The sequence below is a fragment of the Pseudomonas sp. ADAK2 genome (assembly GCF_012935755.1).
Taxonomy (GTDB): Bacteria; Pseudomonadota; Gammaproteobacteria; order Pseudomonadales; family Pseudomonadaceae; genus Aquipseudomonas.
The window spans coordinates 6,479,068-6,492,735 of sequence record NZ_CP052862.1 but is presented as its reverse complement, the minus strand read 5'-3'; the positions used below and the strand labels follow the sequence as shown (position 1 = coordinate 6,492,735).

11 protein-coding genes are annotated in these 13,668 nt (G+C 62.6%); 3 read left to right on the top strand and 8 right to left on the bottom strand.

Translation table 11 applies throughout. The features are described from left to right. The first annotated feature begins 71 nt into the window (after window positions 1–71). Window positions 72–1,556, top strand: coding sequence for a methyl-accepting chemotaxis protein (locus HKK52_RS29835; RefSeq protein ID WP_169373723.1), 1,485 nt, complete (start codon window positions 72–74; stop codon window positions 1,554–1,556). Window positions 1,557–1,698: 142 nt separating this feature from the next. Further along, window positions 1,699–2,061 carry an Mpo1-like protein gene (locus HKK52_RS29830; RefSeq protein ID WP_169373722.1) on the top strand — a complete coding sequence of 121 codons (363 nt, stop codon included), beginning with the start codon at window positions 1,699–1,701 and terminating at the stop codon, window positions 2,059–2,061. A 1-nt stretch (window position 2,062) separates the two neighbouring features. On the opposite strand, the gene HKK52_RS29825 is transcribed toward HKK52_RS29830, so the two are convergent. From HKK52_RS29825 to HKK52_RS29815, 3 genes are all read right to left on the bottom strand, one after another. Beyond that, window positions 2,063–2,860, bottom strand: coding sequence for an acyl-CoA thioesterase (locus HKK52_RS29825; RefSeq protein ID WP_169373721.1), 798 nt, complete (start codon window positions 2,858–2,860; stop codon window positions 2,063–2,065). 271 nt (window positions 2,861–3,131) lie between these two features. Further along, complete coding sequence (locus HKK52_RS29820) at window positions 3,132–3,899, bottom strand: CHAD domain-containing protein (RefSeq protein WP_169373720.1); 768 nt, start codon at window positions 3,897–3,899, stop codon at window positions 3,132–3,134. A gap of 89 nt (window positions 3,900–3,988) precedes the next feature. Next, complete coding sequence (locus HKK52_RS29815) at window positions 3,989–4,267, bottom strand: hypothetical protein (protein WP_054051974.1); 279 nt, start codon at window positions 4,265–4,267, stop codon at window positions 3,989–3,991. 222 nt (window positions 4,268–4,489) lie between these two features. On the opposite strand from HKK52_RS29815, the gene HKK52_RS29810 reads away from it, so the two are divergent. Beyond that, window positions 4,490–5,527: a patatin-like phospholipase family protein gene (locus HKK52_RS29810; RefSeq protein ID WP_169373719.1), complete on the top strand. Its 1,038-nt coding sequence runs from the start codon at window positions 4,490–4,492 to the stop codon at window positions 5,525–5,527. A 145-nt stretch (window positions 5,528–5,672) separates the two neighbouring features. On the opposite strand, the gene HKK52_RS29805 is transcribed toward HKK52_RS29810, so the two are convergent. The 5 genes from HKK52_RS29805 to kdpA all read right to left on the bottom strand — a co-directional run bounded on the left by HKK52_RS29805 (window position 5,673) and on the right by kdpA (window position 13,661). After that, complete coding sequence (locus HKK52_RS29805) at window positions 5,673–6,371, bottom strand: response regulator (protein WP_169373718.1); 699 nt, start codon at window positions 6,369–6,371, stop codon at window positions 5,673–5,675. A 48-nt stretch (window positions 6,372–6,419) separates the two neighbouring features. Then, window positions 6,420–9,071, bottom strand: coding sequence for a sensor histidine kinase (locus tag HKK52_RS29800; protein ID WP_169373717.1), 2,652 nt, complete (start codon window positions 9,069–9,071; stop codon window positions 6,420–6,422). A 125-nt stretch (window positions 9,072–9,196) separates the two neighbouring features. Continuing rightward, window positions 9,197–9,742 (bottom strand): potassium-transporting ATPase subunit KdpC, encoded by a 546-nt coding sequence (gene kdpC, locus HKK52_RS29795; protein ID WP_169373716.1) that lies wholly within the window; start codon window positions 9,740–9,742, stop codon window positions 9,197–9,199. 156 nt (window positions 9,743–9,898) lie between these two features. After that, entirely contained in the window at window positions 9,899–11,956 is a 2,058-nt protein-coding gene (gene kdpB, locus HKK52_RS29790) for a potassium-transporting ATPase subunit KdpB (protein WP_169373715.1), read from the bottom strand. A gap of 10 nt (window positions 11,957–11,966) precedes the next feature. Beyond that, a complete protein-coding gene (gene kdpA / locus HKK52_RS29785; protein ID WP_169373714.1) occupies window positions 11,967–13,661 on the bottom strand; it encodes a potassium-transporting ATPase subunit KdpA in 1,695 nt (564 codons plus the stop codon). Between the last annotated feature and the right edge of the window lie 7 nt (window positions 13,662–13,668).

Below are 13,668 nucleotides of genomic sequence, written 5' to 3'. Positions count from 1 at the left end.
GCCTGACCTGCATAGCGGCACAATGCTGGCACCTTGCCAATGCTGTTTCCGCTATCAGAGAAGACCTTCCTATGGGTGCCTGGCTTAGCAACATCTCGCTGAAATACAAATTCTGGGCGGTCAACGCGGTCGCCTTCGTCACCACCCTGCTGTTGGTGTTGTACGCCGTGCAGCTCGAACAACAGGCCCGCAGCCACGCGTCCCAGGCGTCGGCCCAGGCCCAGGCGCGCTTGCTCAGCGCCTGGCCCGCCGGGCAACCGCTGCCCAAGGCTGACAACGTGCTGACTTTCAGTCACGGCCAGGCGCCACGGTTGAACGAACAACCGATATTGGAGCTGACAGACACCAACAACGGTTGGGTCGAGATCAACGCCATGCCGCTGTTCGGCGACAACCCGTTGATGGGCGCCGAGGTGTTCAGTCGCGCCGACGGCCAGCAAGTCGCGGTGATCGCTTACGGCCCGAGCCTGAGCCAAGTGTTCAGCGAACGTTTCCTCAACTATGCGATGGCGGTGGCGATCCTGATGCTGGCGATGCTCGGCGCGTCGCAATTGCTGATCCGCTTCCTGCTCAGCCAACTCAACACCTTGAAAGACGTGATGCTGCACGTTGAGAAAACCGGCGACCTGTCGGCCCGCGTGCCTTTGGCGTGCAAAGATGAAGTCGGGCAGATGGCCAATGCCTTCAACGCGATGCAGGCCGGTTATCAGCGGGTGGTCAACACCGTCGCCAACACCGCGCGGCAACTGGACGTCGGCGCGGCACGTTTGGCGGCGAGCATGAATGAGGTGCGTCACGGCATGCTCGGCCAGCAAAGCGAAACCGATCAGGCGGCCACGGCGATCAATGAAATGACCGCCACGGTTTATCACATCGCCCAGCACGCCGGCGCCACCCGCGACCTGTCGCAAAGCGCCGACACCCTGGCTGGCAGTGGCCAGGAAGTGGTCAGTCGGGTGCAGAAGTCGATTGCCGGATTATCCAGCGGCGTGCAGCAGACCGCCGAGATGATCCAGCGCCTGGCCGAGGACAGTCAGAAGATCAACGGCGTGGTCGGTGTGATTCACAGCATCGCCGAGCAAACCAACCTGCTGGCGCTCAATGCCGCCATCGAAGCGGCGCGAGCCGGGGAAATGGGTCGCGGCTTTGCGGTGGTCGCCGACGAGGTGCGCAACCTGGCCAAGCGTGTGCAGGCCTCGACCGATGAAATCACCCTGATGGTGTCGGCCTTGCAGGCCGGGACCCGGGACGCGGTGGACTTCATGCAGGAAAGCTCGTTCAAGGCTGACGATTGCGTGCAGCAGGCTCAGGAAGCCGGCGCGGCGTTAGCGCAAATCACCAGCGCCGTGGCGCAGATGCGGGAAAGCAATACGCAGATCGCCGTCGCCGCCGAACAGCAGAGTCATGTGGCGGAGGAAATGAATCGGTCGGTGGTGAGCATTCGCGACGTGACCGAAAACACCGTGCAGCAGACCGTGGATTCGGCGAACACCAGTAATGAATTGGCGACGTTGGCAGGGGAGTTGAGCAAGGCGATCGGGCAGTTGAAACTCTGAGGGCCTCTTCGCGGGCAAGCCCGGTCAACATCAATCTTGACCATTGCCCCTATCGTTCCGATAGCCAACCTCGATTCGCCGCCCGCCCCCGCCACGCCTATTCTTCAACCATTGTGTTCAACATGGATTGAGGAGTTTCATCATGGGCAAACGTCACCCCAACCTTCCGGCCTGGCAATGGAAGTCCTACCCGAACAATCACCAGCACCCGACCAATCTGGCCTTGCACCTGATTGCCGTGCCGCTGTTCATCATCGGCTTCCTGCTGATTGTCTCCGGGGTGTTCAGCCTGAGCCTGGTGAACATCGTGATTGGCGTCATCGGCGTGATTGCCGGCCTGGGTTTGCAGCGCCACGGTCACAGCCTAGAGGCACAAGCCTCCGAGCCGTTCAGTGATCGCAAGGATGCCATGTCGCGCTTGCTGGTCGAGCAGTTCCTGACCTTTCCGCGGTTCTTCCTCAGCGGCGGCTGGTGGCGCGCCTGGCGCAAGCGCCACCGGCGCTGAGTCAGGCGAATATCGTCACGGTCTGCCGGCTCATGGCGATCAACTGACCGTCGGCGCTCCACAGCTTCGCCGCTGCATGACCGTAGCCGTCCGCGGCGTGTTCGATCTCTACCAGGTACTTGCACCAGTCGAGAGTGCTAAGCGCCAGCAACGGCTGGACGAATTCGATGGTCCAGGTCAGCGTACTGCCCATCGCCGGTTTGTTCAGGTGCGGCAACAGGGCCGGTGGCCAAGCGTCGACCAACGCCAGGATATGCGCCTCGCTCAGCGCCTCTTCCTTCACCTCCCCACGCAAGCGCACCCAACCACCCATATCTCGGGATTTATTGCCGGTGAACGGCAGCCCGCCAACGCTCCAACGCATCGCCAGGTGCTTCATGAATTCCGGGGTCACGCCTTTGATGTAAGGCAGTTCCTGGCAGTCGTCCCAGTGTTTGAACTCGGGCGCCGGTAGCGCCGCAACGGCTACTTCGGAAGGTCGCGAGGCACCGAAACTGCCCTGGATCAACGTCACCACCTGGCCTTTCTGCATCGCCCGGCCCAGCACCTGGCTGACGGCCTTGCCTTCGCGCAACACATCCACTTCAAAACTCACCGGCACACCGGGTTCGACCGGGCCGACAAAGGTGATCGCCAACGAGCGCACCGGACGATCCGCCGGGACTTTCGCGCGCATGGCTTCGTACTGCAACGCGGCGACCAGGCCACCGAAACTGGCGCGGCCCTGACCCCATTCGGCGGGAATGGACAGATCCTGCGGCTGGCTGCGGACAGCGTCGAGCAGATCGGAAAAGCGCATGGAAACCTCAAAGATGCAGGAAAAGGATGAAGGGATGTTAACCAGCCTGCGCGGGCGATACAGCGCTTATTCCGGCCAAATTGACTGACAGATAGGACGCGCTGCTCCCGGAGCTGCCGAAGGCTGCGATCTTTTGATCTTGATCGTTCACTCTGCGTGGGAATGCCGCCATGGACGCTCTGCGTCCGCTTCAAAAGTGACGCGGAGCGTCACGGGATGCATTCCCACGCGGAGCGTGGGAACGATCAATCACAGGGAATCACTGCTGAATTCAGGATTTGAAGCAGGCGGCGCTGAGTTTGTCGAGCACCCGGTCGGCACGACCTTCAGCCTTGGCCATGGTGGTTTTCCAGACCGCGACACAGGGCAGCAAATCCGCTTCCTGTTCGGCCCGCAGCAGCCACTGCCAGCAATCGTGCCAATCGCCCAATGCGGCCTGGGCCGATTTGAGTCGCGGCATCGCTGATTTGGGCAAACGGTCCAGTTCGGGATAAGCCTCGATGCCATAGCGCACGCGCTTGATCAACAATCGCAGCAGATGACGATCATGGGCCGGATCGTGCAGGGTCTGATCCAGTTTCTTCCATTGCTTGGCCAGGCGTTTTTCGATGCGCTGACGCAGGCCCTTGAGCAACCCCTGACGCTGGGAGGCCCGCAGGAAGCGTGGAAACGCGTCGAGGATCATCAGCAATTGAATGACTTCCGGGCTGGTCGCCACGGTCGGATAGGCCACGTCCATTTGCGCCATGCGTCGCTGCGCCGCCTCGGGTTGGCCGTGCTGGAGCAAGTACGCCGCCAACACTTCGCGATCACGCAGCGGAGTGGTCAATTCACCGACCCCGGACGCCGCCACTTCCAGTTGCTCGACTCCAGGCAACCCCCGCAACGGCCGCAACAGACTGCGCAAACGGCGAACCGTGGTGCGCAAATCGTGCAGCGCTTCCGGATCGGTGCGGGCACTCAAGCGTGCCTGACAGGCCAGCAATCGAACTTCAATGCTCAATACCTGAGCCACTAACCGGTCAACCAAGGCAGACATCACTTGCTCCTTGAATCAAATAGGGATGATCCCACTCGACGCCATCGTGCCCGCATCGAAACGCGCAGTCCTTGCGCTACATCATGCGCTTACCGACCGGCGCGGGACTCGCGAATATAGAATCGCGCTTTCTCGGCCTTGCTGGTGCAGCCTTCGTAGGCTTCGAATTGCTGCTGGGTCTTGGCGCCGGTCAACAGCGACAGGGCTTTGGAGTAGCTGACGGTGCCGGCAAAACCTTCGGCCTTGGCCAGGTCGAGCTCATGCCAGGCCGCATCGATCTGGGTGCCGCAGCTATCACGGTACGCAGTTTTCCCGGCACAACCGGCCAACGCCAGGGCAATCAAAGGCACACAGATCCAGGCTTTCATCGATAACACCTCAAAGATAGGTAAACAGTCGTGCAGGTAAGACGGTGCGGCGCGCAAAAAGTGCCTTGCCCCGCCTGCACAAACTATAGCGCTCGCGAGCATACCCATCTGTCGCCATGCAGTGTCGAAAAAACGACGCCCCTGCCTCGGCAAACGACCTTAGCGATTGAAGCGTCACCCTCGATGGGTGCATTGTTGAACCTTGTCAGACGAGGGCGATTCATGAAAAAGCGTGTCGCACTGGTGCTGGGCTCGGGTGGAGCCCGGGGTTATGCCCATATCGGTGTCATTGAAGAGATCGAACGGCGTGGCTACGACATCGCCTGCATCGCCGGTTGCTCCATGGGCGCGGTGGTCGGCGGGATTTATGCCGCCGGCAAACTCGATGAATATCGCAACTGGATCGAAAGCCTGGATTACCTCGATGTGTTGCGTCTGGTGGATGTCAGTTTTCGTTTGGGCGCGATTCGCGGCGAGAAAGTCTTCGGCCAGATCCGCAAGATTGTCGGCGAGATCAACATCGAAGACCTGCGCATTCCCTACACGGCGGTGGCCACCGACCTGACCAACCAGCAGGAAATCTGGTTCCAGGCCGGCTGTCTGCACCAGGCTATTCGCGCCTCGGCGGCGATTCCCAGTTTGTTCACGCCAGTGATGCAGGGCAATCGCATGTTGGTCGATGGCGGTCTGTTGAACCCGTTGCCGATCGTGCCGGTGGTGTCGAGCCATTGCGATTTGATCATCGCGGTCAACCTCAACTCGACCAACCAGCGGCATTACCAATTGCCGGTGATCCAGCGTCCGGCGGCGTTCAAGTCGCGGTTCAACAGCCTGATCAACTCGCTGGGCTCGAAGATGCCGTTCCGCCGCAAACAAGCCGAACAGTTATTGTTGCTGGAACAGGAAGCGCTGAAGGCCGAAGCGGCGGAGATCAACCCGTGGATCGAATCCGCCGAACCTGAAGCCCAGCAACCGGCCGCCGCCCCACTGGGCGAGGGCGCGCCGAAGTCGGCCACCGGTTCGTTCATCATTGATAACGTCGGGCCGGCGTCTTTACTGGACTTGATCAACCAGAGTTTCGAGGTGATGCAGACCTCGCTGGCGCAGTACAAGATTGCCGGGTATCCGCCGGATGTCCTGATCAACGTGCCGAAGCGCGTGTGCCGGTTTTTCGAGTTCTACAAGGCGCCGGAGTTGATCGCGCTGGGACGCGAGATTGCGCGGGATACGATGGATCGGTATGAGAATGAGCAGAATTGAGCATTTGAACGTTACCTGATCGTTCCCACGCTCCGCGTGGGAATGCATCCTGTGACGCTCCGCGTCACGACCTCAAGAGCGGACGCGGAGCGTCCATGGCGGCATTCCCACGCAGAGCGTGGGAACGATCAGCGCGTGGGGACGATCAGAGCCCACCCTCATTCAACAACCGATACCCCACCCCCGCTTCGGTCACGATAAACCGCGGCTGGGTCGGATCGTCCGCCAGTTTCTGGCGCAAATGCCCGACCACAATCCGCAAATAATGACTGTCCTCGGTATGGGTCGGCCCCCAGATGTCCTTGAGCAATTGCTGCTGGGTTATCACCCGCCCCGGATGCCGCGCCAGTTGCGCCAGCACTGCGTATTCCTTGCGGGTCAGCGCGACTTCGGCGCCATCAAGCAACACTCGGCGATAGGCCAGGTCCACGGTCAACGGGCCGAACGTGAGCGCTGCTTGCTGGGCTTCACCGGCCGGCGCCTGGCGCAATAACGCACGCACCCGAGCGAGGAACTCCTGAATACCGAACGGCTTGGTCACGTAATCGTTGGCGCCGCCATCCAGCGCTTCGACCTTCTGCCCTTCACTGGCGCGCACCGACAGCACCAGCACCGGCACCGTCGACCATTCACGAAACTCGCGCAGCACTTGCTGGCCGTCCATGTCCGGCAGGCCGAGGTCGAGCACCAGCAGATCCGGTTTATTCAGTGCCGCTTGCGCCAGGCCTTCAGTGCCGGTGCCGGCCTCCAGCACTTTGTAGCCTTGGGAAGCGAGGCTGATGCGCAGGAACTTGCGGATCTGCGGTTCGTCGTCGATGACCAAAATGGTCGCGGTCTGGCTCATGAATTCACATCAACACAAAGAAGTGGCAAGAGAGTAGCGCAAGCGCGATCAGGCTTCACTTTCAAAACCCGGCTGTTCCTGCAGTGGCAAATGCAGCGTGATGCAGGTACCGCGACCCTCGATGCCATCGCCGACGCTGATCCGCCCGCCATGGGCGCCGACCATGCCCTGACAAATCGCCAGCCCCAGCCCGGTGCCCTGCCCGCCGCGATCACCGCGGGCGGCGGTGTAGAACATGTCGAAAATCTTCGCCCGCTCGTCCTCCGGAATCCCCGGCCCTTCATCGCTCACCGAGAAAAACAGCTCGCTGTCATCGGCACCGGCGCGCACTTGCAATCGTCCGTGAGCCGGGGAAAACCGCGCGGCGTTTTCGATCACGTTGACCAGCGCCTGTTCGATCAACGCCGCATGCACGTACAGCAACGGCAGCTCGGCCGGCACTTCGGTGCTGACCTGCAACGGCGCCAGTACCGCGCGCAGCCGATTGAGCGAACTGCCGACGATATCGGCCGGCGACACCCAGTCTCGCGCCAGTTTCAAGGCGCCGTGGCCGAGGCGGGTCATGTCCAGCAGGTTTTGAATGTAGCGGTCGAGGCGTTCGGCTTCATCGCGGGTGCCTTCGAGCAGCTCGCGGCGATCCTCCAACGGGATTGCTTCGCCGAGGGCCAGCAGGCTGTCGATGCTGCCGCGCATGGAGGTCAGCGGCGTGCGCAAATCGTGGGACACCGAGGCCAGCAAGGCACTGCGCAATTGCTCGGTTTCGCCGTGCAGCCGCGCTGCTTCGAGGTCTTCGGCCAGTTGCGCACGGGCCAGGGCCTGGGCCAGCGGTTGGCTCAGGGCGGTCAACAAGCGCCGGCGCTGGCCGCTCAAGGTCTGGCCTTCTTTGGCGCAGACACCGAGCAAGCCCAGCGGCCCGTCCTCGACCGACAACGGCCACCACCACCAACGCCCGAACGGCAAAGTGCCGGTGCCGGCGCCCGCTGGTTGATCGTGTTGCCAGGCCCAGTCGGCGGCGGCGCGTTCGGCTTCGGAGAATTCCAGCGGGCCACCGGTCTCGACTTTCCAGCCGCCCTGGCCATCCTGGTTGAGCAGGCACAGTTGCAGATCGCTCCAGCCGTTCAAGTGCTGGGCGGCGGCGCTGACCACGGCTTGGCGGTCGGTGGCGGCGGTGAGTTTGCGCGACAGGTCGAGCAGTTCGGTGGTTTCTTCCTGGGTGTCGCGCAACGCCTGCAATTGCCGGCGTTGCCGCGCAGCGAGGTTACCGGTGAGCGCCGCCATCAGCAGGAAGAACAACAAGGTCAGCACGTCTTCTTCGCGCTGGATGCTGAAGGAGAAATTCGGCGGGATGAACAGAAAGTCATAGGTCAGGAACGACAGCGCTGCACAGGCCAGCGCCGGGCCGAGGCTGCTGCGCACCGCCACCAGCAACACGGCGGCGAGGAACACCAGGGAGATATTCGGCAGCGGCAAAACACTCGCCACTGCCCAGGCCAACGCACTGGCCAAAACCGTTGCCACCAGCGCCAACGCGTAGTCGAACCAAACCAGTGAATGAGCTGAACGCTGACGGGGCTGATGCACTTCATGGTCGCTGTCGAGGACGTTGATTTCCAGGCCACGGGCATCGCGCAACAAACGAGACGCGAGACCGCCGCCGAACAAGCGCCGACGCAAACGCTGGCGGGACTGCCCGACCAAAACCAGACTGGCGCGACGTTCGGCGGCGTGCTGGATCAGGGTTTTCGCCACCTCGCCGGCGCGCAGCAACACCACTTCGCCACCGAGGCGTTCGGCCAGTTGCTGGGCGCTTTGCAGGCGCAGGCGAGATTGCTCGTCGCGCACGCTGCCGTTGTCCACATGCACCAGGCTCCACGGCAGATGCCGGCGCTGGGCGACGCGGCTGGCGTGACGCACCAGGCGCTCGGCCTGGGCATCGCCATCAATGCCCACCAACAAGCGACCGCGGACCGCCGGGGCGGATTGACCGAGTTGACGATAACCCTGGGCCAGGTCATCGTCGACCTGGGCCGCAGCGGTTTGCATGGCCATTTCCCGCAGGGCGGTGAGGTTGGTCTGGGTGAAAAACGCATCGATCGCCGCCCGCGCCTGCTCCGGCACGTAGACCTTGCCGTCGCGCAGGCGCTCCAGCAATTCACGCGGTGGCAAGTCGATCAGCAGCAGTTCGTAGGCTTCTTGCAGGACCCAGTCCGGCAACGTTTCGCGGACCTGGACGCCGGTGATGCCGCGCACCTGATCGTTGAGACTTTCCAGGTGCTGGACGTTGACCGTGGTGTACACGTCGATGCCGGCGGCGAGCAGTTCCTGGATGTCTTGCCAGCGCTTGGCGTGACGACTGCCCGGGGCGTTGCTGTGGGCCAGTTCATCGACCAGCACCAGTTTCGGCTTGGCGGCGAGCAGGCCGTCGAGGTCCATTTCTTCGAGCATCACGCCACGGTATTCCGAGCGCACCAGCGGCTGTTGCGGCAGGCCGCCGAGCAGGGCTTCGGTTTCGGCGCGGCCGTGGGTTTCGACCACCCCGGCGATGATTTTCACGCCTTGGCGCAGTTGGGTGTGGGCCGCTTGCAGCATGGCGTAGGTCTTGCCGACACCGGGCGCGGCACCGAGGAACACCTTGAGCCGGCCACGGCCGTCCCGGGGCAGGTCTGCTAACAGCGCATCGGCGCGGCCGGAGTCACTCATGCTTGAAGTTCTCTTGATCGTTCCCACGCTCCGCGTGGGAATGCAGCCCGGGACGCTCTGCGTCCCAACAGCGGACGCAGAGCGTCCATTTGATGCATTCCCACGCAGCGCGTGGGAACCATCTCTTACAATTTTTCCAGCGCCACATTCAACTCAAACACATTCACCACCGGCGGCCCCACCAACGGCTGCTCGATATGCGCATTCATCAGTTGTTCAACCGTTGCCACTGGCAGGTTACGTGCCTGCGCAACACGCGCCAGTTGATAGGCAATCGCCGCCGGAGGCAAGTGGGGATCGAGGCCGCTGCCGGAGGTGGTCAGCATCGCCAACGGCACCGGACCTTGCCCCGGCACTTGCAGTTTATTGGCATCGTCGATCACCCGCGTGGCCAGCGCCGGGTTGCTCGGCGACAGGTTGCTGGCACTGCTCGATACCGTGGCAAACGCACCGGCCGAGGGCCGTGGGTGGAACCAGGCGTCGCCGACGAAATCCTGGGCAATCAGCGACGAACCCCGGACTTTGCCGTCGGCGTCGCGCACCAGGCTGCCGTTGGCCTGGTCCGGGAACGCGACTTGCGCGACGCCGGTGACGACCAGGGGATAGGCGACACCGGTGATCAGCGTCATCAGGACCAGCAGGCTCAGGGCCGGACGTATCATTGTGGACATTTCAAAATCCTCGAATTCAGGGAACAAATAGCGCGTTCAGTCAGGTAAGCCGTGGTGCAATCTTCGCGAGCAAGCTTTGCTCCTACGGTTTTGTGCGACCTGTAGGAGCGAGGCTTGCCCGCGAAGGCGGTGTATCTGACACACCGCCCAGCACGGTCAAACCAAATGCAACGCCGTCAACACCATGTCGATCGCCTTGATGCCCACGAACGGCACCAGAATCCCGCCCAAGCCGTAGATCAGCAGATTGCGCCGCAACAACGCCGCCGCACTCGCCGCCTGTACCCGCACACCGCGCAGCGCCAGGGGAATCAGCACGACGATGATCAAGGCGTTGAACACAATCGCCGAGAGGATCGCGCTCTGTGGGCTGCTCAGGTGCATGACGTTCAGCACGCCGAGTTGCGGGTAGATCGAGGCGAACAGCGCCGGCAGGATCGCGAAGTATTTGGCCACGTCGTTAGCGATGGAAAAGGTCGTCAGCGCGCCGCGGGTTACCAGCAACTCTTTACCAATTTGCACCACGTCCAGCAGCTTGGTCGGGTCGCTGTCGAGGTCGACCATGTTCGCCGCCTCGCGTGCCGCTTGCGTGCCGTCGTTCATCGCCATGCCGACGTCCGCCTGGGCCAGCGCCGGGGCGTCGTTGGCGCCGTCGCCGCACATCGCGACCAGGCGACCGTCGTTCTGCTCGTGGCGAATGCGCGCCAGTTTTTTCTCCGGGGTGGCTTCGGCCAACACGTCATCGACGCCCGCTTCAGCAGCAATCGCGGCAGCAGTCAGCGGGTTGTCGCCGGTGACCATGACCGTGCGAATCCCCAGTTTGCGCAACTCGGCAAAACGTTCGCGAATGCCTGGCTTGACCACGTCCTTGAGGTGGATCGCACCGAGCAATTTACCGTCGGCACAGACCAGCAACGGGGTGCCGCCGCTCTGGGCAATCTTGTCGATTTCCCGGGACAGGGACGGCGCCAGGTCGGCGCGCTTCAGGCCGACGAAGGCCAACAGTGAATCCACCGCGCCTTTGCGGTACACGCGGCCCTGATAGTCGACACCGGACAGGCGCGTCTCGGCGCTGAACGGCACGGCGGTCAGCAGCTCAGGACTTGGTTCTGGTTGCGGATGCAGGCCACGCAGGTATTCGACGATGGACTTGCCTTCAGCCGTGTCATCGGCCAGCGAGGCAAACAACGCACCTTCAGACAGCTCTTTAGCGCTGACACCCGGCGCCGCATACACGGCGGTGCAACGACGGTTGCCGAAGGTGATGGTGCCGGTCTTGTCCAGCAACAGGACGTGCACGTCCCCCGCCGCTTCCACGGCGCGACCGGATTTGGCAATCACGTTCAAGCGCACCAGACGATCCATCCCGGCGATACCGATGGCCGACAACAAGCCGCCAATGGTGGTCGGAATCAGCGTCACCAACAGCGCCACCAGGAACACCAGCGGCAGGCTGCCATTGGCGAAGTGGGCGAACGGTTGCAGGGTCACGACCACCAGCAGGAAGATCAGGGTCAGGCCGATCAGCAGGATGTCGAGCGCCACTTCGTTCGGGGTTTTCTGGCGTTTGGCGCCTTCGACCAGGGCGATCATACGGTCCAGGGTCGACTCGCCCGGGTTGGCGGTGATGCGCACCAGCAGCCAGTCGGACACCAGGCGGGTGTTGCCGGTGACGGCGGAACGGTCGCCACCGGATTCGCGGATCACTGGCGCGGATTCACCGGTAATCGCCGCCTCATTGACCGCCGCAATGCCTTCGATCACCTCGCCGTCACCGGGGATCATTTCCCCGGCTTCGACGCGCACCACATCGTCCTTGCGCAGGCTGGTGGCGGGCACCACCTGGAAGGTGCCATTGGAGGTCCGGCGGCGAGCGCTCAAACCTTCGCTGCCAGCCTTGAGGCTGTCGGCGCGGGCCTTGCCGCGACCTTCGGCCAGGGCTTCGGCGAAGTTGGCGAACAGCACGGTAAACCACAGCCACAGCGCAATCTGCGCCGCGACAAAGGTCGGCACGCTGCCGTCGGGAATGAAGCACAGCACGGTGGTCAGCACGGCGGTCAGTTCGACCACCAGCATCACCGGCGCACGCTGCAATTGCCGTGGGTCGAGCTTGACGAAGGCTTGCACCAGCGCCGGGCGCCACAGGGCCGAGATCGCGGTTTTCGGTTGTTCCGGGGCTTTTACGGTAGCCGGTTTAGTTGCGGGCATATTCATCATCAGATCCTCAGAAGCCCATGCTCAGATGTTCAGCAATCGGGCCCAACGCGAGCGTTGGCAAGAAGGTCAAACCGCCCACGAGCAGAATGGTCACGGTCAACAGAGTCACGAACAGCGGGCCATGGGTCGGGAAACTGTTCTGGCCGATCGGCGCGGTTTTCTTCATCGCCAGGCTGCCGGCCAACGCCAGAACCGGGAGGATGTAACCGAAGCGACCGATCAACATGCCCAGCCCCAGCATCAGGTTGTGGAACGAGGTGTTGGCACTCAGGCCACCGAACGCTGAACCGTTGTTCGCACTGGCCGAGGTGTAGGCATAAAGCAACTGACTGAAACCGTGCGGGCCAGGGTTACTGATCGCCCCGGCAGGGCCAGGCAGGCTGGCAGCAATCGCGCCCAGCACCAGCACGCCGACCGGCATCACCAGCAAGGTCACCACCAGCAGTTGCACTTCTTTCGCTTGCAGCTTCTTGCCGAGGTATTCCGGAGTGCGGCCGATCATCAGCCCGGCGAGGAACACCGCGATCAGCACGTTGAGCAACATGCCGTAGAGCCCGGCCCCGACACCGCCGAAGATCACTTCGCCGACCATCATGTTGACCAGCGCGACCATGCCGCTCAGCGGGTTGAGGCTGTCGTGCATGCCGTTGACCGAACCGTTGGACGCCGCGGTGGTGGTCACCGACCACAGCACGGTGGCGGTGGTGCCGAAGCGTGCTTCCTTGCCTTCCAGCGGTGCGGTCTGTTCGACGGCAGCGTTGGCCAGGGTCGGGTTCGGTTGGTATTCAGCCCAGAGCGATGTCGCGCCGCCGATCAGGAACAGCGCCAACATGCAGGCGATGATCGCGCGGCTCTGACGCAGGTCTTTCACGTAGTGGCCGAAGGTGAACACCAGGGCGACCGGGATCAGGATGATCGACCCGACTTCGAACAGGTTGCTCCACGCGGTCGGGTTCTCGAACGGATGCGCCGAGTTGACGCCGAAGAAGCCGCCACCGTTGGTGCCCAATTGCTTGATCGCAATCTGGCTGGCGGCCGGGCCGAGCGGAATCACTTGATCGACGCCCTGCAGGGTTACCGCATTCACATACTGCGCGAAGGTTTGCGGCACGCCCTGCCAGACCAGGTACAGCGCCAGCAGCAGGCACAGCGGCAGCAGGCCGTAGAGGGTGGCGCGGGTCATGTCGACCCAGAAGTTGCCCAGGGTCTTGGTCGACTTGCGCCCGATACCACGGCACAACGCAACCAATACGGCGAGGCCGGTGGCGGCGCTGACGAAGTTCTGCACGGTGAGGCCGGCCATCTGACTCAGGTAGCTCAGGGACGCTTCACCGCTGTAGGCCTGCCAGTTGGTGTTGGTCATGAAACTGATGGCGGTGTTGAACGCCAGCGTCCACTCCTGGCCCGGCAGGTTTTGCGGGTTGAGCGGCAAGTGGTCCTGGAACAACAGGATCGCGAACAACAGCAAGAAGCCCGCCAGGTTGAAGGCGAGCAAGGCCAGGGTGTATTTCTGCCAGCTCTGTTCATCCTGCGGATTGACGCCGGCCACGCGATAACAGCCACGCTCGACCGGACCGAGGATCGGTGACAGCCAGGTGCGCTGGCCTTCCATCACCTTGTAATAAAAACGCCCCAGGAACGGTGCCGGAATCAGCACCAGGGCGAAGAAGGCCAGGATCAGCCAATAGTCATAACTGTGCATAGCCGCT